The organism is Mesorhizobium sp. M0045 (assembly GCF_040323385.1).
Classification (GTDB): Bacteria; Pseudomonadota; Alphaproteobacteria; order Rhizobiales; family Rhizobiaceae; genus Mesorhizobium.
Window position 1 is genome coordinate 73693 of sequence record NZ_JAMYUY010000021.1, and the last position, 26836, is coordinate 100528.

At 62.8% G+C, this 26836-nt stretch carries 29 protein-coding genes; 16 read left to right on the forward strand and 13 right to left on the reverse strand.

The features are described 5' to 3' along the window. The first annotated feature begins 3 nt into the window (after window positions 1–3). Both NKJ72_RS25655 and NKJ72_RS25660 read left to right on the forward strand, forming a co-directional pair. Entirely contained in the window at window positions 4–1188 is a 1185-nt protein-coding gene (locus NKJ72_RS25655; protein ID WP_352479948.1) for a mandelate racemase/muconate lactonizing enzyme family protein, read from the forward strand. Between the two features lie 23 nt (window positions 1189–1211). Then, window positions 1212–2084 carry an alpha/beta hydrolase gene (locus tag NKJ72_RS25660; RefSeq protein WP_352479949.1) on the forward strand — a complete coding sequence of 291 codons (873 nt, stop codon included), beginning with the start codon at window positions 1212–1214 and terminating at the stop codon, window positions 2082–2084. A gap of 14 nt (window positions 2085–2098) precedes the next feature. Here NKJ72_RS25660 and queF read toward each other — a convergent pair whose 3' ends face one another. Beyond that, window positions 2099–2560, reverse strand: a complete 462-nt coding sequence (gene queF, locus NKJ72_RS25665; RefSeq protein ID WP_023674394.1) for a preQ(1) synthase — start codon at window positions 2558–2560, stop codon at window positions 2099–2101. 114 nt (window positions 2561–2674) lie between these two features. Between queF and NKJ72_RS25670 the strand changes: the two genes are divergently transcribed. Continuing rightward, window positions 2675–4720, forward strand: a complete 2046-nt coding sequence (locus NKJ72_RS25670; protein WP_352479950.1) for an oxidoreductase — start codon at window positions 2675–2677, stop codon at window positions 4718–4720. Between the two features lie 140 nt (window positions 4721–4860). On the opposite strand, the gene NKJ72_RS25675 is transcribed toward NKJ72_RS25670, so the two are convergent. Next, window positions 4861–5268 carry a hypothetical protein gene (locus tag NKJ72_RS25675; protein ID WP_023674396.1) on the reverse strand — a complete coding sequence of 136 codons (408 nt, stop codon included), beginning with the start codon at window positions 5266–5268 and terminating at the stop codon, window positions 4861–4863. A gap of 147 nt (window positions 5269–5415) precedes the next feature. On the opposite strand from NKJ72_RS25675, the gene NKJ72_RS25680 reads away from it, so the two are divergent. After that, entirely contained in the window at window positions 5416–5814 is a 399-nt protein-coding gene (locus NKJ72_RS25680; RefSeq protein ID WP_352479951.1) for a MarR family winged helix-turn-helix transcriptional regulator, read from the forward strand. A 20-nt stretch (window positions 5815–5834) separates the two neighbouring features. Continuing rightward, window positions 5835–6077, forward strand: coding sequence for a type II toxin-antitoxin system Phd/YefM family antitoxin (locus NKJ72_RS25685; protein WP_352479952.1), 243 nt, complete (start codon window positions 5835–5837; stop codon window positions 6075–6077). Between the two features lie 5 nt (window positions 6078–6082). On the opposite strand, the gene NKJ72_RS25690 is transcribed toward NKJ72_RS25685, so the two are convergent. Continuing rightward, window positions 6083–8155, reverse strand: coding sequence for a putative bifunctional diguanylate cyclase/phosphodiesterase (locus NKJ72_RS25690; protein WP_352479953.1), 2073 nt, complete (start codon window positions 8153–8155; stop codon window positions 6083–6085). A 264-nt stretch (window positions 8156–8419) separates the two neighbouring features. Between NKJ72_RS25690 and NKJ72_RS25695 the strand changes: the two genes are divergently transcribed. Then, the gene (locus NKJ72_RS25695; protein ID WP_352479954.1) at window positions 8420–9607 is read left to right on the forward strand and encodes a glycine C-acetyltransferase; all 1188 of its coding nucleotides are present in this window, start codon (window positions 8420–8422) and stop codon (window positions 9605–9607) included. 53 nt (window positions 9608–9660) lie between these two features. Further along, the gene (gene tdh / locus NKJ72_RS25700; protein ID WP_254817478.1) at window positions 9661–10695 is read left to right on the forward strand and encodes an L-threonine 3-dehydrogenase; all 1035 of its coding nucleotides are present in this window, start codon (window positions 9661–9663) and stop codon (window positions 10693–10695) included. A 67-nt stretch (window positions 10696–10762) separates the two neighbouring features. On the opposite strand, the gene NKJ72_RS25705 is transcribed toward tdh, so the two are convergent. Further along, complete coding sequence (locus NKJ72_RS25705) at window positions 10763–11200, reverse strand: MarR family winged helix-turn-helix transcriptional regulator (RefSeq protein WP_352479970.1); 438 nt, start codon at window positions 11198–11200, stop codon at window positions 10763–10765. Window positions 11201–11353: 153 nt separating this feature from the next. On the opposite strand from NKJ72_RS25705, the gene hmgA reads away from it, so the two are divergent. The 5 genes from hmgA to NKJ72_RS25730 are packed head-to-tail and all read left to right on the forward strand — an operon-like array spanning window position 11354 to window position 15497. Further along, a complete protein-coding gene (hmgA, locus tag NKJ72_RS25710) occupies window positions 11354–12667 on the forward strand; it encodes a homogentisate 1,2-dioxygenase (protein WP_352479955.1) in 1314 nt (437 codons plus the stop codon). Window positions 12668–12677: 10 nt separating this feature from the next. After that, on the forward strand, window positions 12678–13577 hold the full coding sequence (locus tag NKJ72_RS25715; protein WP_352479956.1) for an MBL fold metallo-hydrolase: 900 nt from the start codon (window positions 12678–12680) through the stop codon (window positions 13575–13577). Between the two features lie 48 nt (window positions 13578–13625). After that, window positions 13626–14648, forward strand: a complete 1023-nt coding sequence (locus NKJ72_RS25720; protein WP_352479957.1) for a fumarylacetoacetate hydrolase family protein — start codon at window positions 13626–13628, stop codon at window positions 14646–14648. After that, window positions 14645–14938, forward strand: coding sequence for a hypothetical protein (locus NKJ72_RS25725; protein WP_352479958.1), 294 nt, complete (start codon window positions 14645–14647; stop codon window positions 14936–14938). Before NKJ72_RS25720 ends, NKJ72_RS25725 begins: the two co-directional genes overlap by 4 nt. A 4-nt stretch (window positions 14939–14942) precedes the next feature. Then, window positions 14943–15497, forward strand: coding sequence for a DinB family protein (locus NKJ72_RS25730; protein WP_352479959.1), 555 nt, complete (start codon window positions 14943–14945; stop codon window positions 15495–15497). Here NKJ72_RS25730 and NKJ72_RS25735 read toward each other — a convergent pair whose 3' ends face one another. The 3 genes from NKJ72_RS25735 to hppD form a co-directional block, all read right to left on the reverse strand. Beyond that, window positions 15498–15875 (reverse strand): type II toxin-antitoxin system VapC family toxin, encoded by a 378-nt coding sequence (locus NKJ72_RS25735; RefSeq protein WP_352479960.1) that lies wholly within the window; start codon window positions 15873–15875, stop codon window positions 15498–15500. Next, window positions 15872–16096: a type II toxin-antitoxin system Phd/YefM family antitoxin gene (locus NKJ72_RS25740; RefSeq protein WP_254817725.1), complete on the reverse strand. Its 225-nt coding sequence runs from the start codon at window positions 16094–16096 to the stop codon at window positions 15872–15874. The genes NKJ72_RS25735 and NKJ72_RS25740 overlap by 4 nt, the downstream gene beginning before the upstream one ends. 69 nt (window positions 16097–16165) lie before the next feature. Next, window positions 16166–17281, reverse strand: coding sequence for a 4-hydroxyphenylpyruvate dioxygenase (gene hppD, locus NKJ72_RS25745; protein WP_352479961.1), 1116 nt, complete (start codon window positions 17279–17281; stop codon window positions 16166–16168). Window positions 17282–17420: 139 nt separating this feature from the next. Between hppD and NKJ72_RS25750 the strand changes: the two genes are divergently transcribed. Continuing rightward, the gene (locus NKJ72_RS25750) at window positions 17421–17888 is read left to right on the forward strand and encodes an Lrp/AsnC family transcriptional regulator (RefSeq protein WP_254817488.1); all 468 of its coding nucleotides are present in this window, start codon (window positions 17421–17423) and stop codon (window positions 17886–17888) included. Between the two features lie 9 nt (window positions 17889–17897). On the opposite strand, the gene NKJ72_RS25755 is transcribed toward NKJ72_RS25750, so the two are convergent. The 4 genes from NKJ72_RS25755 to aztA form a co-directional block, all read right to left on the reverse strand. Further along, entirely contained in the window at window positions 17898–18236 is a 339-nt protein-coding gene (locus NKJ72_RS25755; RefSeq protein WP_254817489.1) for a protein tyrosine phosphatase family protein, read from the reverse strand. Between the two features lie 182 nt (window positions 18237–18418). Then, on the reverse strand, window positions 18419–19360 hold the full coding sequence (aztC, locus tag NKJ72_RS25760; protein WP_352479962.1) for a zinc ABC transporter substrate-binding protein AztC: 942 nt from the start codon (window positions 19358–19360) through the stop codon (window positions 18419–18421). A 22-nt stretch (window positions 19361–19382) separates the two neighbouring features. Then, window positions 19383–20258, reverse strand: a complete 876-nt coding sequence (gene aztB / locus NKJ72_RS25765) for a zinc ABC transporter permease AztB (protein WP_352479971.1) — start codon at window positions 20256–20258, stop codon at window positions 19383–19385. Then, window positions 20258–21064 (reverse strand): zinc ABC transporter ATP-binding protein AztA, encoded by an 807-nt coding sequence (gene aztA / locus NKJ72_RS25770; RefSeq protein WP_352479963.1) that lies wholly within the window; start codon window positions 21062–21064, stop codon window positions 20258–20260. The genes aztB and aztA overlap by 1 nt, the downstream gene beginning before the upstream one ends. A gap of 211 nt (window positions 21065–21275) precedes the next feature. On the opposite strand from aztA, the gene NKJ72_RS25775 reads away from it, so the two are divergent. Next, on the forward strand, window positions 21276–21620 hold the full coding sequence (locus NKJ72_RS25775; RefSeq protein ID WP_023674415.1) for a RidA family protein: 345 nt from the start codon (window positions 21276–21278) through the stop codon (window positions 21618–21620). A 176-nt stretch (window positions 21621–21796) separates the two neighbouring features. On the opposite strand, the gene hutC is transcribed toward NKJ72_RS25775, so the two are convergent. Both hutC and NKJ72_RS25785 read right to left on the reverse strand, forming a co-directional pair. Further along, a complete protein-coding gene (gene hutC, locus NKJ72_RS25780; protein ID WP_352479964.1) occupies window positions 21797–22558 on the reverse strand; it encodes a histidine utilization transcriptional repressor HutC in 762 nt (253 codons plus the stop codon). Further along, the gene (locus tag NKJ72_RS25785; protein ID WP_352479965.1) at window positions 22555–23907 is read right to left on the reverse strand and encodes a formimidoylglutamate deiminase; all 1353 of its coding nucleotides are present in this window, start codon (window positions 23905–23907) and stop codon (window positions 22555–22557) included. Before NKJ72_RS25785 ends, hutC begins: the two co-directional genes overlap by 4 nt. 98 nt (window positions 23908–24005) lie before the next feature. On the opposite strand from NKJ72_RS25785, the gene hutI reads away from it, so the two are divergent. Together hutI and hutH are read left to right on the forward strand one after the other, a co-directional pair. Next, window positions 24006–25241 carry an imidazolonepropionase gene (hutI, locus tag NKJ72_RS25790; RefSeq protein ID WP_352479966.1) on the forward strand — a complete coding sequence of 412 codons (1236 nt, stop codon included), beginning with the start codon at window positions 24006–24008 and terminating at the stop codon, window positions 25239–25241. Next, complete coding sequence (gene hutH / locus NKJ72_RS25795) at window positions 25238–26773, forward strand: histidine ammonia-lyase (protein WP_352479967.1); 1536 nt, start codon at window positions 25238–25240, stop codon at window positions 26771–26773. The genes hutI and hutH overlap by 4 nt, the downstream gene beginning before the upstream one ends. Window positions 26774–26836 lie beyond the last annotated feature (63 nt).

Below are 26836 nucleotides of genomic sequence, written 5' to 3' on the forward strand. Positions count from 1 at the left end.
CCGATGAAGATCACCAACATCCGCGTCACCCACGTCAACGTCCCGCTCGATGCTCCGTTCTGGTGGACGGCTGGTCTCTACGGCGGCGCCTCGAAATCGATCATCGAGGTCGAGACGGACGAAGGCGTGGTCGGACTGGGCGAGGCGCCATGGTGGCATTTCGGCGAGGTGATCAAGGCCGAGATCGCGCCGGTGCTGATTGGCGCCGATCCGCTCGACATCGCCGACTGCGAGGCGCGCTGTGTGCCGCCCTGGCAGATCACCGCCAACACCGGCGAGAACGCAGCCACGGTGGCGTTCGGCGCCGTCGACCTGGCGCTGTGGGATATAAGAGGCAAGGTCTTCGGTATGCCGCTCTATAAGCTGCTCGGCGGCGCGGTGCGCAAGGACATTCCGTTTTCGGAATATTTCGCCTTTCGCCCCGCTCAAGGCGGAGCCGGCGGCGAGATGACCGCCGAAGCGATCGTCGACTACTGTCTCGGCATGCGAGAACAGCACGGCTCGACGATCTTCGAGGGCAAGCTGATCATGGGCGATCCCGAGCTCGAGATCAGGACAGTGCGCATGCTGCGCGAGGCGCTTGGCGACAAGGCGCAGATCAAACTCGATTCCAACATGCAGTGGTCGCTAACCACAGCGCGCTGGGTGCTGCGCGAGATCGAGCCGTTCAACATCCGCAATTACGAGGATCCGGTCGCGACCTTCGAGGAGATGGCGGCGCTGCGCCAGCATTCGCGCATTCCGTTCTCCACGCACATCCCGGATCTCAGGCGGGCAGTCGCGCTCGGTGCGCCGGATTACTTCGTCTGCAATTTCGCAGCACTCGGCGGATTGTCGAAAACTCTGAAATTCATCGCCGCCTGTGAGGCGATGGGCAAGGGGTTCTGGTGCTATTCGAACGATCTCGGCATCATGACATCGGCTTATTTGCACGTCGTGGCGGCGACACCGTGGATCACCGAAGCATCGCAGTCGCTGTTTCGCTGGCAGATCGGCGATGTCATCAAGGACGGCCCATTCCGGCAGACCGGCAATACGGTGCGCGTGCCGGAGGGGCATGGCCTGGGCGTCGAACTCGATCCGGCTTCGATGAAGCGCTGGGCGGGCCACTTCGCCGAACACGGGCCGATGGGCCATTTCAGCGACCCGAACAATCCCAGCCGCTACCGGCGGCTGCCGCTCAACTGATGCGAAGTGCACGTGACCGATCGATGAGAAGAGGTCCTGTCGTGGTTGCTTTATTCGCGGCGGTTTGCGTCCTGGCCTGCGCTGTCAGCTGGGAGGCAGGAAGCCGCGCGGTGGCCCGCGTGCCTCGGCAAAGCTTCACGCTGCCTGTGGGGTTACCGGTGGAGCGCAGCGTTCTGAAGCAGGAGGGCGCGCCCGACCTTGCCGGTTGGGTGGCGGATCGGCAGGACAGTTGCGGAACAATCGTGCTGTTACACGGACGCGGTTCAAACAAGCTGGCCATGGTTCCAAGAGCGAAGCTGCTTTTCGAAAGCGGCTACTCGATCGTGCTGTTCGATCTGTCGGGACATGGCGAAAGCGGCGGCGATATCAGAGGCTTTGGTTACATCGAACGGCAGGACGCCAGTCGCATCCTCGCCTTTGCGCGGCAACGCTTCGCTGGTCGCAAGGTGGCGGCCATCGGTTCGTCGCTCGGTGCGGCTGCTTTTGTGTTTGGCGCTCAGCAGGAGCATGCCGATGCCTATGTCCTGGAGCAGCTCTACGCGACTTTGCTGGAAACCACGGCGTTGCGAGCGCCCTTGCCTATGTTACGCGACGTACAGGCGACCGTCCTCTTGGCGCAGATGCAGCTCCGCCTTGGCTTCGGGGTAGAGGATGTCAGGCCGGTCGATCGCATCGGCACGATTGATCGGCCGATCTTGCTGCTAGCAGGCAATTCGGATCCGTTTGTCGCTCGCAGCCAGACACTGGCGTTGAAAGATGCGGCGGGCGCTCACGCAAAGCTGGTGTGGTTCGACGGCGCGCGGCATGTCGATCTCTATCGCTATGACCAACAGCGGTACCGCGACGCGGTGATGCCTTTCCTGGAGACCAACCTGTGCCGGACCGGGATCAGATGAGCCGCTCCGTCCGATTAGCCGCGTCCACGATAGGGGGCGACGCCGGTGTCGGGCAGCCACACACCTTCCGGCGGCGCGCCGGTTTGCCAGAACACGTCGATCGGAATGCCGCCCCGCGGATACCAGTAGCCGCCGATGCGCAACCACAATGGCTTGGTCGCGGCGATGATGCGGCGGCCGATCATGACGGTGCATTCTTCGTGGAAGGCGCCATGGTTGCGAAACGAGGTCATGAACAGCTTGAGCGACTTCGATTCCACCAGCAGCGCATCGGGTGCGTAGTCGATGACGATATGGGCGAAGTCCGGCTGGCCGGTGACCGGGCAGAGCGAAGTAAATTCCGGGCAGGTGAAGCGAACGATGGCCGGCGGGCCGTCGCCGCGCGAAAACGGCACGGTTTCCAGGACGGCCGCTTCAGGGCTCTGTGGCGCCTCGACGTTGGTGCCGAGCTGGGTGAGGTTTTTCGTATCAGTCATGAGCAGGTTCCTTGCTGCATGTCGCCCAAAACTGCGCAGCGATTTTGGGACAGCGACATGCGTAAAAACAAAAATTTGCCGCTCATTAGCACAATTTGAAACAGCAGGAAGACAATGACTAGCAACGACCCGCTCCTCCAGCCCTATCGGCTCAAGCATCTGACGCTGAAGAACCGGGTGATGTCGACCAGCCATGAGCCGGCCTATTCAGAGGACGGCATGCCGAAAGAGCGGTACCGGCTCTACCATGCCGAAAAGGCCAAGGGCGGCATGGCGCTGACCATGACCGCCGGTTCGGCGATCGTCTCGCGCGACAGCCCGGCCGCTTTTGGCAATCTGCATGTCTATGACGACCGCATCGTGCCATGGCTCGCCGAGCTTGCCGATGCCTGCCACGAGCACGATTGCAAGGTGATGATACAGATCACCCATCTCGGCCGCCGTACCGGCTGGAACAAGGCCGACTGGCTGCCGGTGCTGTCGGCCTCGCCGGTGCGCGAATCGGCGCATCGCGCCTTCCCCAAGACCATCGAGGACTGGGACATCGAGCGCATCGTCGCCGACTACGCGGCGGCCGCCCAGCGCTGCCAGGCTGCCGGCCTCGACGGCATCGAATTCGAGGCCTACGGCCACCTGATGGACGGTTTCTGGTCGCCGGCCACCAACCAGCGCGACGATGATTTCGGCGGCTCGCTCGACAACCGCTTGCGCTTCACCGGCATGGTGCTCGATGCGGTGCGTGCCGCGGTCGGCCAAAAATTCGTCGTCGGCATCCGCATGGTCGCCGACGAGGATTTCGAGAAAGGCCTGTCGAAACAGGAGGGTGTCGAAATCGCCAGGCGGCTGGCTGGTTCAGGCAAGGTCGATTTCCTCAACATCATCCGCGGCTCGATCGAGACCGACGCGGCGCTGACCAAGGTCATCCCGGTGACCGGCATGCGTTCGTCGCCGCATCTCGACTTTGCCGGCGAGATCAGGGCGGCGACGAAATTCCCGACCTTCCACGCGGCGCGGATTTCCGACGTCGCCACCGCGCGTCACGCCATCGCCACCGGCAAGCTCGACATGGTCGGCATGACGCGTGCCCACATTGCCGACCCGCATATCGTCAAAAAAGTGATGGAGGGCCGCGAGCACGAGATCCGTCCTTGCGTCGGCGCCACCTATTGCCTCGACCGCATCTATGAGGGCGGCGAGGCGCTGTGCATCCACAATGCGGCGACGGGCCGCGAGGCGTCGATACCGCATATTATTCCGAGGACCAAGGGACCAAAGCGGAAGGTGGTCGTCGTCGGCGCCGGCGCCGGCGGGTTGGAGGCGGCGCGCGTCGCCGCCGAGCGCGGGCACCAGGTGACGGTGCTGGAAGCATCGAGCCAAGCCGGCGGCCAGGTGCGGCTGGCAACGCAAAACCCGCGCCGCAAGGAATTGATCGGCATCATCGACTGGCGCCTGGCCGAACTCGACCGGCTCGGCGTCGAGATCCGCTACGATACCTGGGCGGACAAGGACGACGTGCTGGCGCTGTCGCCGGACGTGGTGGTGATCGCCACCGGCGGCCTGCCGCAGAACCCGCCTCTGACAGCGGGCGACGATCTCGTCACCTCGAGCTGGGACATCATGGCCGGCAGCGTCAAGCCGGCCGAGAACGTGCTGCTCTATGACGACAATGGCGGCCATCAGGGCATGGGTGCCGCCGAACTGATCGCCAATAGCGGCGCCAGGCTGGAGCTGGTCTCACCGGAGCGCTTCTTCGCCCCGGAAATGGGCGGGATGAACCATGTGCCCTACATGCGCGCCTTCCAGGAAAAGGGTGTCACGGTGACCATCAACACACGGCTACGTTCTGTGCGGCGCGAAGGCAACCAGCTGATCGCCGAGCTCGCCTCCGACTTCGCCGATGGCTGGCGCGGCGAGCGGCGCGTCGACCAGGTGGTGGTCGAGCATGGCACGCTGCCGCTCGACGATCTCTATCTGGCGCTGAAGCCGCTGTCGAAGAACGCCGGCGCGATCGATTACGAAAAACTGGTCAATGGCGGCGACATCTTTCCCGTGCGCAATCCGCAAAGTGGCTTCGTGCTCTTCCGCATCGGCGACGCAGTTGCCTCGCGTAACATCCATGCCGCAATCTATGACGGCATCAGGTTCGGCTTGCGGATCTGAGGAATATTTTGGATTGATTGGTGGCGCGCAGCCGAACCTCCGTACGGAGAGCCACCACGGTACTTTGGTCCGGGCTGCGCGCCGCGCACGCCGCCGGCCATCGCCGGGCACCGTACGATCTTGCGATTGCGGCAGGACGTTCAAAACATCCTGGCGGTGGCCATGCAGAACACGGTGATGACCAGCAGCCCGCCGGCGATGCGTTCGCCTTTTGTCATCTTGGCGCGCAACTGGGTTTGTTTCGCCGCATCAGCGCCGGCCAACTGCCTGCTGGCGGAACCCACCAGTGCGCCCTGAACCCCGGCGGCAATCAAGGCAGTCAAGATGCCGAGCGCCAACACCTTCTCCATCGAGCCGAAAGAGCCGTTGTGGAAGAAATACCACAGCAGCAGACCCGTGAGGAAAACCACGCCGGCCGCGCCCATTTGCGGCCGGAAGAAACGTTCCGCCCTGATCTCCGGTTCGCGGGCAACCGCGATGGTGGTGCCGGCCCAGAACACACCCGCCATGACGTGAAGGCCGAGGACGATAATGTAGACATATTGCATGACCGCATTTCCTCTCTTGCCCACCGCTAGGCACATTGATAGATATCAAATGATTAGATGTCAACGCATAAGCTCGAGCCGGTTCCATCGGCTTTGCCCTTGTTCTAGTGTCCGACCATGACACCCTTTGACCGCCCGCCAATCGGGATGAATCTCGCCCGCACCGCAAAGCTGGTCGCGCAGGCTTTCGACGCTGCCTTGGTCGAGGCCGGCGGCACGCTGCCGGTCTGGGTCACTCTGCTGTCGGTCAAGTCGCGGGAGCTGGCCAACCAACGCGAGCTCGCCGGGATGATCGGCATCCGGGGCGCAACGCTGACCCACCATCTCAACGCCATGGAGACGCAAGGCCTGCTGATGCGCCGCCGCGATCCCGAGAACCGCCGGGTTCACCAGGTGGAGCTGACCCAGGCCGGAGAGGCGTTGTTCCTGAAATTGCGCACGGCCGCGTTAGTCTTCGACAAACGGCTGCGGAAAGGGCTGTCCGACGACAGGCTGGCGGAGTTTGCACAGGTGCTGGCTGCGCTGCGGGCCAATGTCGAGAGCTAGAAATTAGGCTAGGAGACGCCATGCGCGAAATTTCGCTGAAGGATGCCAGGGCTAAACTCTCGGCGGTGCTCGATCAGGTCATCGCGGGAGAACCGGCCGTCATCACCCGGCGTGGCCGCAAGCAGGCGGTCATTCTGTCGTTCCAGGACTATGAAAAACTGGCGCGTGTGCCCAGCTTTGGACAATTGCTGGCAGCATTTCCCGGTGATGAGGATGACCTTCCGCCTCGGCCCATCAGGTCGGTTCGCAAGGCCGAACCATGACGGATCTACGCCCGGCTGCCCTGCAGCACTGTCAGCCTGGCCTTTTTCGGCGTCCGTGCCACCAGCCATTCACGCACCCTGTCCGGCGGCATGGGGAAAGCGATGGAATAGCCTTGCACCTGGTCGCAGCCGATCGCCATCAGCGAGTCGAGCTCGGCTTCGGTTTCGGCGCCCTCGGCAACGATCGAGATGCCGAGACCGCGGGCGAGCTCGGTGAGGGCACGCACGATCTTTGTGTTGCCGCTGTTCTCGTTGATGTTCTGGACGAAGCGGCGGTCGATCTTCAGCCGGTCGATCTCGTTTGGATTGACATGGCTGAGCGATGCGTAACCAGTGCCGAAATCATCGAGCTCAAGATGGATGCCGGCGGCGCGGATGTGCCGCAGCTTTGCCGCGATACCGGTCTTCTCGTCGTCGAGAATGACGGATTCGACGATCTCCAGCGATAGCTTGTGCGCGGGCAGGCCGGTCCTTTCCAGCGTCCCGAACAGGAAGACTTCGAAATCTGTCTCGCGCAGCTCCGAACCGGACACGTTGACGGCGATCCGTCCGAAGGCGATGCCTGCGCGGTTCCATTCAGCTGCTTCGTTGATCGCCTTGGCAATGACGATGCGGCCAATCTCGGACGTCAAGCCGCATTTTTCCGCTATTGGAATGAACTCGCCCGGCGCGATCATGCCGCGTTCGGCATGCCTCCAGCGAGCCAAAGCTTCGATGCCACTGATGGTGCCGTCCGACAGCGACACCTGCGGTTGGAAATAGACTTCGAACGCCTTCTCCGAGATGGCGACCCTGATGTCGAGCTCGAGCTGCTTTCGGTTGTCGAGTTCGCGCCTCAGCTCATCGGAGAAGAACGACAAACTGCCGCCGCCCTGCTTCTTGGCGGAATACAACGCCAGATCGGCATGGACGAGCAGATCCTGCGCATTGTCGGCGTCGACAGGATAGACCGCAATCCCCGCACTTACGCCCGGATGGATCGTCGTGCCTCGGAATATGACCGGTTCATTGAGTTTGGCCAGCATGCGCCTGGCGACGATATCGATGTCCTCGGTGCTGCCGGCGTCGTTGAGGACGACGACGAATTCATCGCCTCCGAGACGCACGTTGAGATCCGACGTACGGCACGAATCACGCATGCGTTGCGCAGCCGTCACCAGCACATAATCGCCGGCGGCGTGGCCGAACGTGTCGTTGATCTGCTTGAACCGGTCGAGATCGAACTGCACCACGGCAACCCGTTCACGCCGTCGCTGCGCGGCATTGATCAACATATCGAAATGCTCGGTCAGGAAGGTGCGGTTGTGCAGGCCGGTCAGCCCGTCATGCACGGCAATAAAGGCCATGGAATTGCGCGCATCGACCAGCTCACGCGTCCTGCGCAGGATGGCGTTCGACATCGGCCTGAAAATGAAAAGCGCCACCAGCACGATGACGCCGACGGTCGAGTAGAACAATGTGCGGTTAAGCTCGAGAAGTGTTTCGGATCGGCGGTCTGCAAAGGCGCTGATGCGCTGGCCAAGTGCGGCATAGCCCGACAATGTTGCGTTGGCAACGGAAGCGTTCAGGTTGACGCGCTCCTCTCCGCCCTTGTAGCCACCATTGCCGGCCATGTTGAGCCGCGATTCGAATGACGAGATCAGGCGTTCGCCGTTGGCGATAAGCCCGACCGAGAAATAGTCGAGATGGAACGGCTTGGCGAAAAGCACGCTCTCGATCGATTTCGGATCGAACCTTGCCGGCGACGCCGGATCGGCGGCGGTCCGCTCGAGCAGCAGATCGTAGTTCTTCTCGAACTCTACCGTCGCTTGCTTGAGCGCGCTGATCAGGGCCGGCTGCTGGTCGCGTGGGGCGGTACCGGTCGCGCCGGCAAGGAAGACGATGCGTTGCGACAGGGCTTTTTGTGTGCTGACCACATCGAGCAGCGCCTGGTTGTGTTGCTGGGCCGCCATCATCTGTTGCAGCAGGATGAAGGAGGCCACGACCATGGCGGCGATGATCAGCAGAGCCAGCCAGTAGCCGGATTTGATGAGGAGTATGAGCCTGCCTGAAACGGCGTGCACCGGCTGCTGCGACATTTTCTGAGTCGGCCCTCTCGCCAACGAATTCTCGTGCGACAACCTTTGGCTTCAAAGTGTTAACAGGTTAGGACGGCAACAGGCCGGCAGCGGCGACCGTGGCGGGAAATCCGCAAGGTGGTTATTGCAATCTTTCGCAGCACCTCCGCATTTGAACATCGTGGCCTCTGCCGTGCCATTGCCGCCACCGAAGCGGTCGCTTTTGCGATGGATTTTTCGTCCGCGCGGCGCGACAGTCCTCATCGATCTCAACAGGGCCTGATCATGACCGCAGCATTCCTCTCCCACATCGACAGCGAGCTTGAAGGGCTGAAATCGGCAGGTCTCTATAAATCCGAGCGGGTGATAACCTCGACCCAATCGGCCGAGATCGAGGTGGGCGGCGAGAAGGTGCTGAATTTCTGCGCCAATAATTATCTCGGCCTCGCCGACAGCGCCGAACTGCGCGAGGCGGCCAAGCAGGCGCTCGATCGTTACGGCTATGGCATGGCGTCGGTGCGCTTCATCTGCGGCACACAGGAGGAACACAAGCAACTCGAGGCGACCATTTCTGATTTCCTCGGCATGGAGGACACTATCCTCTACGGCTCCTGCTTCGACGCCAATGGCGGCCTGTTCGAGACGCTGCTCGGCGAAGAGGATGCGGTCATCTCCGATGCGCTGAACCACGCCTCGATCATCGACGGGGTACGGCTGTCGAAGGCAAAGCGCTTCCGCTACGCCAACAACGACATGGCCGATCTCGAAGCGCGGTTGCAAGAGGCGCGCGACTGTCGGTTCCGGCTGATCGCCACCGACGGCGTGTTCTCTATGGATGGCATCATCGCCAATCTGAAGGGCGTCTGCGACCTCGCCGACAAATATGACGCAATGGTCATGGTCGACGACAGCCATGCAGTTGGTTTCGTCGGCAGGAATGGCCGTGGCTCGGCCGAACATTGCGGCGTCGAGGGCAGGGTGGACATCATCACCGGCACGCTCGGCAAGGCATTGGGTGGCGCGTCGGGCGGCTATACGTCGGGCAGGAAGCAGGTGGTCGACTGGCTGCGCCAGCGCTCGCGGCCCTATCTGTTTTCCAACACGCTGATGCCGGCGATAGCCGGCGCCTCGATCCGGGTTTTCGAACTGGTCCGCAATGGCGATGCGTTGCGTCAGCGCCTATATGCCAACGCAGCGCGGTTTCGCTCCGAGATGGGCAGCCTCGGCTTTACACTGGCCGGCGCCGACCATCCGATCATCCCGGTGATGTTGGGCGACGCGACGCTGGCGCAGGAAATGGCCGCGCGCATGCTCAAGCGCGGCATCTATGTCATCGGCTTCTCCTTCCCGGTGGTGCCGAAGGGCCAGGCGCGCATTCGCACACAGATGTCTGCCGCCCATTCCAGCGCCGACATTGACCGTGCGATTGAGGCGTTCGCCGCAGTCGGTCGCGAGCTCGGCGTGATTTCCTGAATGACCGGCAGTCGAAAAGCGATTCCGGATCAAGACCTTCAAGGGACTGCAGAATGTCGAACATGATGAAGGCGCTGGTGAAGGCCAAGGCCGAGCCGGGCATCTGGATGGAAGAGGTGCCGGTGCCGGAGATCGGCCCCAACGACGTGCTGATCAAGATCAGGAAGACCGCGATCTGCGGCACCGACGTCCACATCTACAATTGGGACCAGTGGGCGCAAAAGACCGTGCCGGTGCCGATGGTGACCGGGCATGAATTCGTTGGTACGGTCGCCGATTTTGGCGCGGCGGTGACTGAATACAAGGTCGGACAGCGTGTGTCCGGTGAAGGCCATATCGTCTGCGGCCATTGCCGCAACTGCCGGGCGGGCAGGGGGCATCTGTGCCGCAACACGCTCGGCGTCGGCGTCAATCGCCCCGGCGCCTTCGGCGAATATCTGGCTATCCCGCAGCACAATGTCGTGCCGATCCCCGACGACGTGCCGGACGAGATCGCCGCGATCTTCGATCCCCTGGGCAATGCGGTTCACACCGCACTATCTTTCGACCTCGTCGGCGAGGACGTGCTGGTCACCGGCGCCGGGCCGATCGGCATCATGGGCGCATTGGTGGCGCAATGCGTCGGCGCGCGAAAAGTGGTCATCACCGACATCAACCCGGTGCGCCTGGCACTGGCAAAAAAGCTCGGCGTCCAGCATGTCGTCGATGCGTCGAAAGAAAAGCTACGCGATATCATGCCGGCGCTCGGTATGACCGAGGGGTTTGACGTCGGCCTCGAAATGTCGGGCGCAGCCCCTGCTTTCCGCGACATGATCGACACGATGAACAATGGCGGCAAGATCGCCATTCTCGGCATCGCGCCGACCGGCTTCGAGATCGACTGGAACAAGGTCATCTTCAAGATGCTGCATCTGAAGGGCATCTACGGCCGCGAGATGTTCGAGACCTGGTACAAGATGATTGCGCTGGTGCAGGGTCCTCTCGATGTCAGCGGCCTGATCACCCACCGCATCGGCATCGACGACTACATCTCCGGCTTCGAAGCGATGAAGAGCGGCAATTCCGGCAAGGTGGTCATGGACTGGTGAAGGCCCGAAGGAACACGGTGCGAACTGAAAGCTGTCCCGCCAAGGTGCCTGTAATTCTGGCAGGAACCTAGCTTTTCCCCAATGCCGCCTCTAGTGCTGCCACTCCGCCGGCAATGGCCACACGCTCGGCGGGGCTCAATCTTGCCAGCAATTCCCGTTCGAACTCCTTCGCCAGCGGCACCATCTCGCGATAGGCGGCAACGCCAGCCTTGGTCAGCGCCAGATGCTCGACACGGCGGTCTTTTACGTCGGGCGTCCGGCTGAGCCAGCGGCGCCGTTCGAGCTCGGCGACCGCGCGCGAAACCTTGGTCTTGTGCATGGCCGATTGCTCGCCGAGCGCCATCGCCGTCATCGTGCCGTGCTGTCCAAGCCCGGCCAGCGTGCGCCATTCGGGCCGGGTCAGGCCGTGGCGGTCCTTGTAGACCCTTGAGAATTCGCGGCTGACGGCATCGGCAAGCCGGTAGAGCCGGTAAGGCAGGAACGATTCCAGCTCGAGGATTTCCATGGTTGGCCCTGACTGGGCATGCTGGCGGCTCATGCCGAAATCCCGTTGATGGTTACATTTTCAATGGTTACAAACGAAACCAGTATGGTCAACTCGGAGCATCTTTGCGGATGCGCAAACGATGCTCCGAGACCATGAATTCGGGAGGGTTCCATGGCCTACTCCTACATGCCGGGTTTCGGCAATGACTTCGAAACCGAGACTTTGCCGGGCTCGCTGCCGCAAGGGCGAAACTCGCCGCAGCGGCCGGCCTACGGCCTCTATGCCGAGCAGCTTTCGGGCTCTCCTTTCACCGCGCCGCGCGGCACCAATGAGCGCTCCTGGCTTTATCGGATAAGGCCGAGCGTCAGGCACACCGGTCGCTTCAAAGCGGCGAATTATCCTCTTTGGAAAAGCGCGCCGAACGTCGGCGACCACCAGCTCGCACTCGGCCAGTATCGCTGGAGCCCGGTGCCGATGCCCAAGGAGCCGACCGATTTCATTGCCGGCATGCGCTCGATCACCACCGCCGGCGACGTGCTCGGCCAGACCGGCATGGCGGCACATGTCTATGTCGCTAACCGTTCGATGGTCGACGATCATTTCTTCAACGCCGACGGCGAGTTACTGGTCGTCCCGCAGGTTGGAGCCTTGCGCTTTGTCACCGAGATGGGGGTCATCGAACTCAGGCCGGGCGAGATCGCCGTGCTGCCGCGTGGTCTGGTGTTCAAGGTCGAACTGGTGGATGCCGAAGTGCGCGGCTATGTCTGCGAGAATTACGGCGCCAAGCTGACGCTGCCGGATCGTGGCCCCATCGGCGCCAATTGCCTGGCCAATCCGCGCGATTTCAAGACGCCCTGTGCCTGGTTCGAGGACAAGGAGACACCGTGCCGGCTGATCGCGAAATGGTGTGGTCAGTTCCATGTCACCGAGCTCGACCATTCGCCGCTGGATGTAGTGGCGTGGCACGGCAATTATTCGCCCTACAAATATGATCTTGCGACCTTCTCGCCGGTCGGTGCGATCCTGTTCGACCACCCCGATCCGTCGATCTTCACCGTGCTGAGCGCGCCGAGCGGCGAGGAAGGCACCGCCAATATCGATTTCGTCATCTTCCCGCCGCGCTGGCTTGTGGCGGAAAACACTTTCCGGCCGCCCTGGTATCACCGCAACATCATGAGCGAGTTCATGGGCCTCATACATGGTCAGTACGATGCCAAGGAAGAGGGCTTCGTGCCCGGCGGCATCAGTCTGCACAACATGATGCTGGCTCACGGACCCGATGCATCTGGCTTCGAAAAAGCCTCGCGCGCGGAGCTGAAACCGGTCAAGCTCGACAACACCATGGCCTTCATGTTCGAGACACGCTTTCCGCAGATGGTGACCCGCTATGGCGCCGAGCTCGAAACCCGGCAGGACAATTACATCGACTGCTGGGCCGGCCTGAAGAAGCGCTTCAACGGCACGCCCGAGGGCGACTGGTCTTGAGCGCCGTCGCGTGACGGATCGTCTGGTGCTTCTTGGCTCGAAGGGTGGTCCCGCGCTGCGGCCGGGCGGGCCGTGGCCGAGTTCGTCACTGCTGGAGATTGGCGGCCGCACCATCGTCGTCGATTGCGGGCTGGGCGTAACGCGCGGGCTGACCGGTGCCGGCATCAGCCTTCAGGCGCTCGAACTGATCTTCATCACGCATTTGCATTCCGACCATGTGCTGGAACTCGGACCGTTGATCCACACTGCATGGACGGGCGGCCTGGCAACAAAGGTCACCGTATTCGGCCCGCCCGGCACCGGCTACTATTGGCAGCGCTTTTGCCAGGCGATGGAGTTCGACATCGAGATCCGCATCGCCGATGAAGGCAGGCCGGATCTCCGCGACCTGGTCTCGATCGTCGAGTTTGGTGAAGGCCAGGTGGCGGAAGAGCGCGGTCTCAAAATATCGGCGCTGCGCGTCGACCACCCGCCAGTGACGGACTGCTTTGCGCTGCGCTTCGACCATGCGGGGCAAAGCATCGTCTTCTCGTCGGATACGGCGTTCTTTCCGCCATTGGCGGATTTCGCCCAAGGCGCCGACGTGCTGGTCCACGAGGCCATGCTGGAAGAGGGTATCGAGCGGCTGGTCGCGAAGACCGGCAACGGCGCAAGGCTGAGGGAACACCTGCTTGCCAGCCACAGCTTTGCCGAGGAAGCGGGCCGCATCGCCAGTGATGCAGGCGTCAAAAGACTGGTCCTCAACCATCTCATTCCCGCCGACGATCCCGAGATCGACGAGGCCGACTGGATTGCCGCCGTCAGGAAAACATGGGCCGGCGACTTGACGATCGCACGCGACGGCCTTGTTGTGGGGCTGGAGCATGATCCCGAAAAGTGGAAACCGGTTTTCGGAAGAGATCATGCGTAGAACAAAAAATCAAAGCAGCACCAAAGCTGCACCAGGAGAGGAAACCGCATGAAGCTTGCCACCTTGAAGGACGGGACGCGCGATGGAAAGCTTGTCGTCGTCTCGCGCGACCTGACACGGTTCACCGATGCTTCATTTCTGGTGCGGACGCTGCAGGCCGCGCTTGACGACTGGCTTCGGATCGCGCCGCATCTCGCTGCCATGGCCGAATCGCTGGAGAATAATGCGGTGCCGTCTGCCCGCTTTCACGAGCATGACGCCCATTCGCCGCTGCCGCGCGCCTACCAATGGGCCGATGGCTCGGCCTATGTGAACCATGTCGAACTGGTGCGGAAGGCGCGCGGCGCCGAGATGCCGGCAAGCTTCTGGACCGATCCGCTGATCTACCAAGGGGGCTCGGACGCTTTCCTCGCACCGCGGGACCCAATCCGCATGACCGACGAGACCCTTGGCATCGACATGGAAGGAGAGGTCGCGGTCATAGTTGACGATGTGCCGATGGGCGCAAGCCTCGAAGAGGCGCGGGCAGCGATCCGCCTGGTCGTGCTGGTCAACGATGTGACGCTGCGCAGCCTGACCGGACCTGAGCTTGCCAAGGGGTTCGGCTTCTACCAGTCGAAGCCGTCATCGGCCTTTTCGCCGGTTGCGGTGACGCCGGACGAACTGGGCGACGCCTGGGACGGCGGCAAGGTCGCCCTGCCGCTGCTGGTCGATCTCAACGGCAAGCCGTTCGGCCGGGCAAACGCCGGCATCGACATGACCTTCGATTTTCCGGCGCTGATTGTTCATGCCGCAAAAACGCGGCCGTTGGCCGCCGGCACCATCATCGGTTCGGGCACCGTCTCCAACAAGCTCGACGGCGGGCCGGGCAAGCCTGTCTCGGCAGGCGGCGCTGGCTATTCCTGTATCGCTGAGTTGCGCATGATCGAGACTATTGAGGCCGGCGGACCGAAAACGCCCTTCCTGCGCTTTGGCGATACCGTGCGCATCGAGATGAAGGACAGGGGCGGGCATTCGATCTTCGGCGCCATCGAGCAGAAGGTCGAGAAATACGAGGGGGCAAGAGAATGACGGGCGAGACATTCTACCTGCTGTGCGGTGTCTGGGCCCTTGTCATGCTGGCGATCTTCATCCAGGCAATCAGACTGAGCTACCGCATCGAGGCTCGCTCGCCTGACCTGACCAACCGCAGCGGCTTTCCGCGCAAGGCGATGATGTTTCACACCGTCACCAACACGAATGTCGCGCTGGACCAGGAAACGCAAGCCATGCGGCGGCACATGATCCGGCTTCTGCTGATCGTCATCGCTGGATTCGCGTTCATGTGGGCGGGCTTGTCTTTGGTCCGGTCAGCGGCGTGAAGTCATGGACCTGCTGAACCATTTCCGCCGCATGGCAGCTAACAATCTGTGGTCCAACGACCGGCTCTATCGTGCCGTGCTGCAGCTTGAGCCCGGCGAATTCGAAGCTGAAAGGATAAGCTTCTTCCCATCGATCAAGGCGACGCTGAACCACATCCTGGCGGTCGATTATCTCTATCTTGACTTTCTCGAAGAAGGCGGCATCGGCGCCGCCGCCCATGACGATTTTGTGCCGTTCAATGATGCCAAGGCGCTTTTTGTTGCACAGGCGGAGGCCGACCGGCGGCTGATCGCCTTTTGCGACCGCCTTTCGGCGGACGATCTCGAGCGCCGCGTTCTCACCGACCGGCGCGAGGACGGCATGATACCGGAGCGGATCGGCGATTTGCTCGCCCATCTCTTCATCCACGACATCCATCATCGCGGCCAGGTGCACGCGATGCTGTCCGGCACCTCGGTGAAACCGCCGCAACTCGACGAGTTCTTCCTCGATTACGATGTGAAACTCAGGAAAGCGGAGGTTGAGCGGCTGGGCTTGCGAGACCAACTGCCTGGGTAATCATGCCAAAGCCACATCGTAACGGGCGAAATGCGGGTTGGATGTCAGGATGGTGAGGTTCTCCACTTGCGCCTGCGCAATCAGAAGCCTGTCGAACGGATCACCATGGTGGTGGGGTAGGCCGCCGACGGCGTTCGCATGCTGGAAGGTTACGGCGAGCGGCTGAAATTGCATCCTTGGAAGCAGCGTTGGCAGATCGTCCGGCGCATTAAGTTTTCTGATCGAACGTTTGATGGCAATTTCCCAGACGCTTGCCGCGCTCGCGAACACCACCGCTTCCGAAGCCAGAATAGCGCGGTGGTGCTCGCTGAGACGCCGATCGTCCGAAATCGACCAGAGGATGATGTGTGTGTCGGCGAGAAACGGGCCGACCGTCATTTCACGTACTCATCCCACTCGGGACCGAGTTCATCAAAATCGTCCGCAATCCAGATCTTGCCCTTCAACGCGCCTATACGCGGCAGGGGTTCGGCCACCGCCGGAGCTACGATACGCGCCGCCACCTTGCCGTGGCGTGTGAGCACGATCTCCTCGCCGGCTTCCGCGCGGCTGACGAGTTCCGACAATTTGGCCTTGGCTTCGGCAATAGAAACATTCATGACTCGATCCTTTATGACCATAATTTAGGTCATAATTGATCAAACCACAAGACACCTCGGCCGAGCTGGCTACGCTGCCTTGCCGTCCACCTTCAGCACGCCGCGCTTGATCTGGTCCTGCTCGATCGATTCGAACAAAGCGCGGAAATTGCCCTCGCCAAAGCCTTCGTCGCCCTTTCTCTGGATGAATTCGAAGAAAATCGGCCCGATCACGGTTTTCGAAAAAATCTGCAGCAGGATCTTGGTCGTGCCGCCATCGACGACGCCTTCGCCGTCGATCAGGATGCCGTGCTTTTTCATGCGCTCGATCGGCTCTTCATGGCCGTTCACGCGGGCAAAGGACATGTCGTAATAGGTCTCCGGCGGACCCGGCATGAACTTCAGGCCGTTGGCGGCCAGCCTGTCGGTGGCGCCATAGATGTCGTCGGTGCCGACGGCGATGTGCTGGATGCCTTCGCCATTGTACTTCTTCAGATATTCGGCGATCTGGCTGGTCTCGTCCTTGGACTCGTTGAGCGGGATGCGGATCTTGCCGCACGGCGAGGTGATGGCGCGGCTGACCAACCCGGTGATCTTGCCGTCGATGTCGAAGAAATGGATCTGCTTGAAACCGAACAGGTCGCGGTAGAAATCCCACCATTTGTCCATGTTGCCGCGATAGACATTGTGGGTGAGGTGGTCAAGATAGTAGAAGCCGACGCCTTCCGGCCTGGGGTTGCGCTCGCCCAGCCAGTCGAACTCGGCGTCGTAAGCCGACCCCTTCTCGCCGTAGGTTTCGATGAAATAGAGGAGCGATCCGCCGATCCCGACGATCGCCGGCACATCGAGCGTCTTGTCGTTGCCTTCATAGGGCGTCGCGCCCTTGGCTACCGCGTGGTCGAAGGCATGCCTGGCATCGACCACCCGCCACGCCATCGAGGCGGCGCAAGGGCCGTGCTTGTCGACGAATTTCATGGCATGCGAGCCCGGCTCGGCATTGACGACATAGTTGATGTCGCCCTGCCGCCAGACGGTGATGTCCTTGCTGCGGTGCTTGGCCACCGGCACATAGCCCATGCGGGTGAAAAGCTCGGCGAGCTTTTCTGGCTCGGCATGCGCGAACTCGACGAATTCGAAGCCGTCGGTGCCGGCGGGATTGGTCTTGCTGATCTTGGCGGGCGGTGCGTCGTGCGGAAAGGGACCCATGGCAGTGTCCTCCAAAGCTGTTTGGCCTGGAAAGGCCATCTCAACCTAATGATAGCAAGGACGCAGTGCACGGTGCTTGCATTCAAACGCTTGAAATGATCAGGTAATGCGTGAATTGTGCATGTATGGAGAGAAACCCATGGATGAGGCGCGCATCGACCAGTTTGACCGCAAGATAATGGCTCTGCTGCAGGGCGATGCACGGCTGACCAACAACGATCTGTCGGAACGGGTGAACCTGTCCGCTTCGCAATGCTCGCGCCGTCGCCAGCGGCTGGAGGAGGACGGCTACATCAAGGGCTACCGGGCGGTGCTCGACCGCGACAAGCTCGGCTTTTCCCTTGTCAACGTCATCTCGGTGACGCTTGCCACACACAACCGCGACAATGCGCGGCGTTTCGGCGAATTGGTGGCGCGGCTGCCGCAAGTGCAGGAAGCGCACGCGCTGACGGGCGAGATGGACTATATATTGAAAGTGGTGACGCCCGACCTGAAGTCGCTGTCGGAATTCGTCAACAGCGTGCTGCTGCCGCACGAATCCGTGCAGCACGTGAAGACGGCGATCGTGCTGGAGACGCTAAAGGAAACCGGCGCGCTACCGATCTGAGGGCGAATGTCACCCCTTCGACTGCTGGATCAGCCCATAAAGATTGGTGCAGCGGGCGCCGGAACGGCAGTAAGCGAAGACCGGGCCTTCGAGTTCCTCAAGCGCCTCGGCCTGATCCTCGACATTCTCGGCCGTGATCTGGCCGCTGATGACGGGGATGTAGCGGAAGGCGAGCCCGGCGCCCTCGACCGCCGCCTTGACGGTGTCGGCCGATGGCTGGCCGGGCTGCTCGTCGTCCGGCCGGTTGCAGATCACGCTCTTGAAGCCGGCGGCCTTGATGGTCGCGACGTCCTCGGGCTGGATCTGGCCCGAGACCGAATAGTCCTCGCTGATCTGTCGGTATTCCATGGCGGTGTCCTCGCAATCTGGTTAGCGGCAGTCTTGCCACTCCCTGACCCGGTCGGCAATCCGCGCGAAAAGAAATCCATCCGCGCAGATAGAGATTTCGATGCCGGAAATCCAGCCGGACGGCGCCGCGTGTGCTTGGATGCGCCATACGCCAGCCCGGCTGGGTGAACGAGGTCGATCGCTCAGCTTCCGAGGATCGCGCCTTTGATCTGGGCGATGTTGTTGTGCATCAGGTCGATATAGGTCGCGGCCGGGCCGTCGGGCTGCGACAGCGCATCGGAATAGAGCGTGCCGCCCACCTTGATGCCGGTCTCGCTGGCGATCTGCTCGATCAGCCGCGGGTTGGTGATGTTCTCGACGAAGATCGCCGCCGCCTTGTCCTGCTTCACCTGGCTGACCAGCTTGGCCACGTCGGCGGCGGAAGGCTCCGACTCGGTCGACACGCCTTCCGGGGCCAGGAAGGTCAAGCCATAGGCCTTCTCGAAATAGCCGAAGGCATCATGCGAGGTGATGACGACGCGCTTCTCTTGCGGGATCGACTGGATCGCCGCCTGCACTTCGCCCTCGAGCGCATCGAGCTTTTGCGTATAGGCAGCTGCATTGGCCATGTAGCTGTCGCAACCCGCAGCGTCGGCCGTGCAAAAGGCGTCGGCGATGTTCTTCACATAGATCTTGGCATTGGCGATCGACTGGAAGGCATGCGGATCGGTGACCGTCTTGCCGCCATCGGTTTCCGCGCCTTCGGCGGCGTCGGCCTCGGCGAATTCGGGTTTGAAATTGATCGGCGTGACCCCCTTTGTCAGCACGGCAATCGAAGCCTTGGTGGCGCTGGCGTCGACCAGGCGCTGCAGAAAACCTTCGAAATGCAGGCCGTTGACCAGCACGATGTCGGCCTTGGCCATGGCCACCGCATCGGCGGGGCTCGGCTCGTAGACGTGGGCGTCGCCGTCCGGCCCGACGATGGTGGTCAGATCGATGCGGTCGCCGCCGACATTCTTGGCGAAATCGGCGATGATCGTGAAGCTGGCGACCACTTTCAACGGCTCAGCAAAGGCCGACGAAGCGCCAAGGGCGGTTAATGTTATAACGCTCATGGCCAACGCGGCGCGGATCGATTTCAGCATGGACAGTCTCTCCTTGTTGGGATCAGGCAGTTCTGTGGCGGTGATGAACGATGCGGGCGCGCAGGATGCCGCGCGTGCCGAACAGGATCGAGGCGAAATAGACGACGCCGGCGGACAGGATGATGGCCGGGCCCGAGGGCAGTGACGCATGGTAGGACAACAGCAGCCCGGCAATGCAGGAGGCAAAGCCGATCACTGTGGCCAACACGCACATCGGCTCGACGCGCGACGTCCAGAAGCGGGCCGCCGCCGCCGGCAGCATCATCAGCCCGACCGACAGCAGGGTGCCGAGCGCCTGGAAACCACCCACGAGATTGAGCACGACGAGGCCGAGAAAGATGAAATGCACCGGGCTGCCCATCCGGCTGACCGAGCGCAGGAACAAAGGGTCGAGGCATTCGGCGACCAGCGCCCGCCAGAAGATGGCGAGGCTGGCCAAGGTCACTAGCACGATGCCGCCGATCAGCGTCAGCGCCTCGTTGTTGAGCGCCAATACGGTGCCGAACAGCACATGCATGAGATCGACGCTGGAACCGCGGATCGACACCATAAGCACGCCGATGGCCAGCGAAATCAGATAGAAGGCCGCCATCGAGGCGTCCTCGCGCTGAATGGTGAAGCGCGAGACGGCGCCGGCGCCGAGCGCCACGATGATACCGGCGATCAGTCCGCCGATCGTCATCGGCAGGATTTCCAGGCCATAAAACAGGAAGCCGGCGGCGGCACCGGGCAGGATGGCATGCGCCATGGCGTCGCCGGACAGGCTCATGCGCCGCAGCATCAGGAACACGCCGACCGGGCAAGCGCCGAGCGACAGCATCATTGAACCGGCGAGCGCCCGCTGCATGAAGGCGTAGTCGGCGAACGGAGCGACGAACAGACCGTAGAGCACGTCCATCACGCCGCCCTCGGCCCCGGGCCGTGATGATGGTCATGGCCGTGTTCGTGGCCACTGTGCTGGTGATCATGCTCGCCGGGCTCACACCATGGCGCGTTGTCCTCCCAGGCCTCGTGGAAGCGGCGCGCACGCAACAGATTCTCCGGCCGCAGCGTCTCCCTGGTCTCTCCCCAAGCGATCGGCCGGCGCGCCAGCAGCAGTGTTTCGGGGAAATTCTGCCGCACCAGATCGAGATCGTGGACCACAACCATGATCGTGCGTTCCTCGCCGTGCCAGCGCTTGATCAGCGCGATCAGGTCACCGACCGTCTTGGCATCGACGGCGTTGAACGGCTCGTCGAGCAGGATGAGCTCGGCATCCTGCAACAGCACGCGGGCAAACAGCGTGCGCTGCAGCTGGCCGCCCGACAACGTGTCGATCGGGCGCTTCTCGAAGCCGCCGAGGCCGACGGCCATCAGCGCCTCGCTGACCGAATCGCGATCTTCCCTTGTATAACGGCCGAGCATGCCGCGCCGCGGCCACAGGCCAAGTGAAACCAGGTCGACGACACGGGCCGGAAAGGAGCGGTCGAGCTCCGATTGCTGCGGAAGGTAGGCGGCGCGCACGCCGGGCGCCCGGATCACCGCGCCGGCCATCGGCTTCAGAACGCCGACGATGCCCTTCATCAGCGTCGACTTGCCGGAGCCGTTGGCGCCGACGACCGCCGTCAGCGATCCCTTGCGGATCGTACCATTGAGGTGGTGGACCGCAGGGTGGCTGTTGTAGCCCAGCGTCAGGTCGCGGAAGGTCAGGCAGGTTTGGCTCATGTGACGATCCATGGGGCGACGATCGGTGCTGCAGGGGCGGATTCGATATGTGATGTTATTACATTAGTCAACAAGCCAATCGGGCGGAATTGCGGCCAGGCCGTCATGTTGTCTGCTTTGGCTTGGCTCAAGCGGTTCCGCTCGAGCGGTCTTGCCCCCGGCGAACCCGGCCCCTAAACAGGCGCACCGACAAGAGGAGAAGGAATATCCAATGAGCATTCGTCGCATCGATGTGGGCCCGCGCATGAGCCAGATCGTCATCCACGGCAACACCGTCTATCTGGCGGGTCAGGTCGGCAAGCCGGGCGGAAACGTCGGTGCCCAGACCAGGGACATTCTGGCGGCGATCGACGAATTGCTGGCCAAGGCCGGCACCGACAAGACCAAGATCCTGCAGGCGATCATCTGGCTGGCCGACATGAGCACCTTTGCCGAGATGAACGCGGAATGGGACAAATGGGTGCCGCAGGGCAACACGCCGGCCCGCGCCACGGGCGAAGCGAAACTTGCCGGACCGGAATATCTGGTCGAGATCATTGTTACCGCGGCGATTTGAGAATGCGGCTCTAACCCTCCCCCTCGAGGGGAGGGTCGGCGAGTAGTCGAAGCGAAGCGGAGACTGCGAGACGGGGTGGGGTCGGCGAGGTTGCTCCGACCCCACCCCGCGTCACAAAATGCCGCCGCGCGGCAATTTGCTCCGCGACCCTCCCCTCAAGGGGGAGGGTTAGGAGCTCACCCCTGCGACGGCGTGAACCGCGCCACCAGCGTGTGGTTCTCTGCCGCATAGGTGAACCGGACATGGGTGACGGGGTGCTCGGCGCTCCATGTCCGCCGCTCGATCACCAGGCACGGCGCGCCGGTCTCGATGTCGAGCGCCGCCGCGATGTGCTTTTCGGCGGCAACCGCGCGGATGCGATGCTCGGCGGCACTCCACGGCACGCGCCCGATCAGCCACGGACCGGGCGCGGTCTCGAAAAACGCCTCTTCGGCGGCCTCCGGCACGGCAGCCAGGTTGATCAGCCGCTGCTCATGGGCAAACGGCCGCTTGCCGGCGAAATGCAGGCATTCCAGCCCCAGCACCGGCCCGGCGACGTCGAGTTCCAGCAGGGCGCGGTCGTCGGCGCTGCTGCGCCTTCTGCTTCGCGCCATGCGCTCATAGCGGTAGGGTAGGCCAAGTGCCTCGACCTCGATCCGGATGTCGTGGATTTCGAGAACGGCCGCCTGCGATTGCGGCCGGCGGACAAAGCTGCCCGAACGACGCCGGCGCTCGATCAGCCCAGCCTTGGCCAGTTGCGACAGCGCCTTGTTCACTGTCATGCGCGAACAATTGTATTCGGCCGTCAGTTCATGCTCGAACGGAATGCGGTGGCCGGGCGCCCAAGCACCCGACAGGATCCGTTCGCTGATGTCCGACAGGATGCGCTGGTGCAGCGAAAGAACCTCGCCGCCGTCCGCGCTTCCAGAATCCGCGCCTATTGTCGCGATCATGCTCATGCCGAAAGCGCCGTCATCACCTGGCGGAACCGCTCGGCGATAGCATCGCGCCTGGCATGCATGCCGCCGCTGACCAGTTTCCTGCCATGCACCCAGACGCAATCGATCTTGGTGCCATTGGCAAAAATCCAGGCGTCAAGGATTGCATCGCCCGTCTTGCCGGCCAGCGATGGATGCTTGCCGTCGAGCGAGACGAAATCGGCCGAGGCACCTGCTGCGATCTGCGAGGGGCCGGCGCCCAGCGCGGCACTGCCACCATCGAGCGCTGCATCGAACAAAGCACGGCCGGTCGACCCGCCGGCGACCGCCAGCACATTGCGGGCGCGGTGGGCGAGGCGTTGCGAATATTCGAGCTGCCGCAACTCGTCCGGCAGGCCGATCAGGACGTTTGAATCCGAGCCGATGCCAAAGCGGCCGCCATGCTGCATGAACAAGGGCGCGGCAAAGGTGCCGTCGCCGAGATTGGCCTCGGTGATCGGACAAAGGCCGGCAACGGCGCCGCTTTTCGCCATTTGCACCGTCTCTGTGTCAGTCATGTGGGTGGCGTGGATCAGGCACCAGCGCCGGTCGACCTTGGCATTGGCAAGCAGCCACTCGACCGGCCGCGTCCCGGACCAGGCAAGGCAGTCCTCGACCTCCTTCATCTGCTCGGCGATGTGGATGTGGATCGGCCCCTCCGGCGCCATCACCGTGATGTTTTCCAGTTCCTCCGGTGTCACGGCACGCAGGCTGTGCGGGGCGACGCCGACAACGCCTTGATTCAAGCTGCGAACGGATTCGCGGCATTTCTCAACAAGCCGCGAGAACTGGTTCACATTGTTGATGAACCGCCGCTGGCCATCATTTGGCGCAGCGCCGCCGAAAGAGGAATGCGCGTAGAACACCGGCAGCAGCGTCAGCCCGATGCCCGTCTCGGACGCTGCGGCAATGATGCGTTCCGCCATCTCGGCGATGTTGGCATAGGGCCGGCCGTCGCGGTCGTGGTGTAAATAGTGAAACTCGCCGACACGCGAGAACCCGGCCTCCAGCATCTCGACATAGAGCTGGGCCGCGACCGCCTCGACCTGGTCCGGCGTCATCGAAAGCGCGAAACGGTACATCACCTCGCGCCAGCTCCAGAAACTGTCGGCGGAAGGCCCGCGCAATTCGGCAAGGCCGGCCATGCCGCGCTGGAAGGCGTGGCTGTGCAGGTTCGGCATGCCGGATAGAAGGATGGCCTGGCGCTCGTCGCCAGGCAGGAGCGAGGTATTCGCCTCGACCGCGGCGATCCTGCCGTCGGAGATGACGATCCGCACATTGCTGTGCCAGCCGTCGGGCAGAAGTGCGTGTTCCGCGAAGATTGCCGTCACGTTTTTCTCCAAATCCCGGTCTGCCATGCGATGATAACGCTTGCAGTGCCTTTTGATATGTATATACATAATCGTCACCGATTGAAACGGAAAAGATGATGGCTGCAGAGAGCAAAAGCCGGGCAGGGGAGGTTCGCCTGTGGCGCAATGCGCGCCTCGCGACCATGGCCGAAAGCAGCACCGGGTTAGGCGTCGTAGAGCACGGTGCGATCGCCGTGCGCGATGGCAGGATCGTTTATGCCGGGTCGGAAGCCGACATGCCGGCAGCACTCCGCGAGGGCGCCGAGGCGACCGACTGCGAAGGCCGCTGGATTACGCCCGGCCTGATCGACTGCCACACTCATCTGGTCCACGCCGGCAACCGTGCCAATGAATTCGAGATGCGGTTGGCCGGCGCCACCTATGAAGAGGTTGCCAAGGCCGGCGGCGGCATCGTTTCCTCGGTCAAGGCACTGCGCGCGGCCAGCGAGGACGAGCTGGTCGCCCAGTCGCTGCCGCGCCTCGATGCGCTGATCGCCGAAGGTGTCACCACCGTCGAGATCAAATCCGGCTACGGTCTCGACCTCGAAAACGAGAGGAAGTCGCTGCGCGCCGCGCGACGGCTGGGCGGTGAGCGGCCGGTGACGGTCAGGACCACTTTCCTCGGCGCCCATGCGCTGCCGCCCGAAGCAAAAGGCGACAAGGATGCCTTCATCGATCTTGTCGCCAACGAGATTTTGCCGGCCATCGCTGCCGAGGGCCTGGCCGATGCCGTCGACGGTTTTTGCGAAGGCATTGCATTTTGGCCGGAGCAGATCGCCCGCGTGTTCGATGCCGCGAAGGCGGCGGGCCTGCCGGTCAAGCTCCATGCGGACCAGCTGTCCAATCTGCACGGCGCGGAACTTGCTGCGCGCTATGGTGCGCTGTCGGCCGACCACCTCGAATACACCGACGAGGCCGGTGCGGCGGCGATGGCGAAGGCAGGATCCGTGGCGACCATCCTGCCCGGCGCCTACTATTTCATCCGCGAGACCAAGAAGCCGCCAATCGCCCTGTTTCGCCAGCATGGCGTCAGGATGGCCGTTGCCACCGATAACAATCCCGGCACGTCGCCGCTGACCTCGCTGCTGCTGACGATGAACATGGCGGCGACGTTGTTCGGCCTGACGGTCGATGAATGCCTTGCCGGCGTCACGCGCGAGGCTGCCCGCGCGCTCGGGCTGCTTGGACAGACCGGTACGCTGGAGGCCGGAAAATCCGCCGATCTGGCGATCTGGGACGTCGAACGCCCGGCCGAACTCGTCTACCGCATGGGCTTCAACCCGCTGCATGCCCGCATCTGGAGGGGACAATGACCGAACTCAAGCTAAGGCCAGGCAATGCCACGCTGACCGATTGGCGCGCCATCTATCGCGGCGCCGCACTGAGGCTCGACGATGCCTGCCGGCCGAAGATCAAGGCCAGCGCCGAGGCTGTCGCCAGGATCGTTGCCAAAGGCGAGCCGGTCTATGGCATCAACACCGGCTTCGGCAAGCTGGCCAGTGTTCGCATCCCCGCCGCCGACCTGGAAACGCTGCAGCGAAACATCGTATTGTCGCATGCCGCCGGCGTCGGCGAGCCGATGCCCGTCGCAATTTGCCGGCTGATGATGGCGCTGAAGCTGGCCAGCCTGGCACAGGGCGCCTCCGGCGTGCGGCCGCGGACCATCGAACTGCTCGAGGCGATGCTGGCCAACGACGTGATCCCCGTGGTGCCGGCGCAAGGCTCAGTTGGCGCTTCCGGCGACCTTGCGCCGCTGTCGCACATGACCGCGGTGATGATCGGTGTCGGCGAGTGCTTTACCCCGCATGGCCGCTTTCCCGCCAAGGTCGCCTTCGTTTCGCACGGCCTGGAGCCGGTGATACTGGGCGCCAAGGAAGGCCTGGCGCTGCTCAACGGCACCCAGTTCTCGACCGCGTATGCGCTTGCCGCTTTGTTCGAAGCGGAGGTGCTCTACCAGTCGGCACTGGTCGCCGGCGCGCTGTCGACCGATGCCGCCAAAGGCTCCGACGCTCCGTTCGATCCACGCATCCATCTGCTCCGGAAACATCGCGGCCAGATCGAGACGGCCGAGGCGTTGCGCAATTTGATGGCCGGCAGCGCCATCCGTGAATCGCACCGCGTCGGCGACGAGCGCGTGCAGGATCCGTATTGCCTGCGCTGCCAGCCGCAGGTGATGGGCGCTGCACTCGACGTGCTCCGCAAGGCTGCGGACACGCTCGCCACCGAGGCCAACGGCGTCACCGACAATCCGCTGATCTTTGCCGAGGACGACTCCGCGCTTTCGGGTGGCAATTTCCACGCCGAGCCGGTGGCCTTCGCCGCCGACATGATCGCGCTCGCCGTCTGCGAAATCGGCTCGCTGTCGGAGCGGCGCATCGCCATGCTGGTCGACCCGGCGCTGTCGGGCATGCCGGCCTTTCTCACGCCCAAGCCGGGTTTGAATTCCGGTTTCATGATCCCTCAGGTCACGGCCGCGGCACTGGTTTCTGAAAACAAGCAAAAAGCCTATCCGGCCAGCGTCGATTCGATCCCGACCTCGGCCAACCAGGAAGACCATGTCTCGATGGCGGCGCATGGGGCGCGCCGGCTCATCGGCATGGTCGAGAATGCGACGGCCGTCATCGGCATCGAATTGCTGGCCGCCGCACAGGGCTGCGATTTCCATGCGCCTCTGGCCTCGAGCGCGGCACTGGAGGCGGTGCGCCGGCTGGTCAGGGCAGAGGTGCCGCATCTCGACAACGACCGGCACTTCCACCCGGACATGGAGAAGGCCATCGCCATGGTACGCAGCGGCGCGGCGGTGGAAGCGGCAAGCGCGGTGAAACTGCCGGGGATTGCGTCATGAGACTGTTATCGCCGCGTTACGCCGCGATGGGTCGTGTTCCGTCGCGCCCCCCTCTGTCCTGCC

Excerpts from the sequence above, each read along its gene's own strand:
- NKJ72_RS25655 (WP_352479948.1), top strand. The coding sequence starts at position 4 with ATGAAGATCACCAACATCCGCGTCACCCACGTCAACGTCCCGCTCGAT.
- NKJ72_RS25660 (WP_352479949.1), top strand. The coding sequence starts at position 1,212 with ATGAGAAGAGGTCCTGTCGTGGTTGCTTTATTCGCGGCGGTTTGCGTC.
- queF (WP_023674394.1), bottom strand. The coding sequence starts at position 2,560 with ATGACTGATACGAAAAACCTCACCCAGCTCGGCACCAACGTCGAGGCG.
- NKJ72_RS25670 (WP_352479950.1), top strand. The coding sequence starts at position 2,675 with ATGACTAGCAACGACCCGCTCCTCCAGCCCTATCGGCTCAAGCATCTG.
- NKJ72_RS25675 (WP_023674396.1), bottom strand. The coding sequence starts at position 5,268 with ATGCAATATGTCTACATTATCGTCCTCGGCCTTCACGTCATGGCGGGT.
- NKJ72_RS25680 (WP_352479951.1), top strand. The coding sequence starts at position 5,416 with ATGAATCTCGCCCGCACCGCAAAGCTGGTCGCGCAGGCTTTCGACGCT.
- NKJ72_RS25685 (WP_352479952.1), top strand. The coding sequence starts at position 5,835 with ATGCGCGAAATTTCGCTGAAGGATGCCAGGGCTAAACTCTCGGCGGTG.
- NKJ72_RS25690 (WP_352479953.1), bottom strand. The coding sequence starts at position 8,155 with ATGTCGCAGCAGCCGGTGCACGCCGTTTCAGGCAGGCTCATACTCCTC.
- NKJ72_RS25695 (WP_352479954.1), top strand. The coding sequence starts at position 8,420 with ATGACCGCAGCATTCCTCTCCCACATCGACAGCGAGCTTGAAGGGCTG.
- tdh (WP_254817478.1), top strand. The coding sequence starts at position 9,661 with ATGTCGAACATGATGAAGGCGCTGGTGAAGGCCAAGGCCGAGCCGGGC.
- NKJ72_RS25705 (WP_352479970.1), bottom strand. The coding sequence starts at position 11,200 with ATGGAAATCCTCGAGCTGGAATCGTTCCTGCCTTACCGGCTCTACCGG.
- hmgA (WP_352479955.1), top strand. The coding sequence starts at position 11,354 with ATGGCCTACTCCTACATGCCGGGTTTCGGCAATGACTTCGAAACCGAG.
- NKJ72_RS25720 (WP_352479957.1), top strand. The coding sequence starts at position 13,626 with ATGAAGCTTGCCACCTTGAAGGACGGGACGCGCGATGGAAAGCTTGTC.
- NKJ72_RS25725 (WP_352479958.1), top strand. The coding sequence starts at position 14,645 with ATGACGGGCGAGACATTCTACCTGCTGTGCGGTGTCTGGGCCCTTGTC.
- NKJ72_RS25730 (WP_352479959.1), top strand. The coding sequence starts at position 14,943 with ATGGACCTGCTGAACCATTTCCGCCGCATGGCAGCTAACAATCTGTGG.
- NKJ72_RS25735 (WP_352479960.1), bottom strand. The coding sequence starts at position 15,875 with ATGACGGTCGGCCCGTTTCTCGCCGACACACACATCATCCTCTGGTCG.
- NKJ72_RS25740 (WP_254817725.1), bottom strand. The coding sequence starts at position 16,096 with ATGAATGTTTCTATTGCCGAAGCCAAGGCCAAATTGTCGGAACTCGTC.
- hppD (WP_352479961.1), bottom strand. The coding sequence starts at position 17,281 with ATGGGTCCCTTTCCGCACGACGCACCGCCCGCCAAGATCAGCAAGACC.
- NKJ72_RS25750 (WP_254817488.1), top strand. The coding sequence starts at position 17,421 with ATGGATGAGGCGCGCATCGACCAGTTTGACCGCAAGATAATGGCTCTG.
- NKJ72_RS25755 (WP_254817489.1), bottom strand. The coding sequence starts at position 18,236 with ATGGAATACCGACAGATCAGCGAGGACTATTCGGTCTCGGGCCAGATC.
- aztC (WP_352479962.1), bottom strand. The coding sequence starts at position 19,360 with ATGCTGAAATCGATCCGCGCCGCGTTGGCCATGAGCGTTATAACATTA.
- aztB (WP_352479971.1), bottom strand. The coding sequence starts at position 20,258 with ATGGACGTGCTCTACGGTCTGTTCGTCGCTCCGTTCGCCGACTACGCC.
- aztA (WP_352479963.1), bottom strand. The coding sequence starts at position 21,064 with ATGAGCCAAACCTGCCTGACCTTCCGCGACCTGACGCTGGGCTACAAC.
- NKJ72_RS25775 (WP_023674415.1), top strand. The coding sequence starts at position 21,276 with ATGAGCATTCGTCGCATCGATGTGGGCCCGCGCATGAGCCAGATCGTC.
- hutC (WP_352479964.1), bottom strand. The coding sequence starts at position 22,558 with ATGAGCATGATCGCGACAATAGGCGCGGATTCTGGAAGCGCGGACGGC.
- hutI (WP_352479966.1), top strand. The coding sequence starts at position 24,006 with ATGGCTGCAGAGAGCAAAAGCCGGGCAGGGGAGGTTCGCCTGTGGCGC.
- hutH (WP_352479967.1), top strand. The coding sequence starts at position 25,238 with ATGACCGAACTCAAGCTAAGGCCAGGCAATGCCACGCTGACCGATTGG.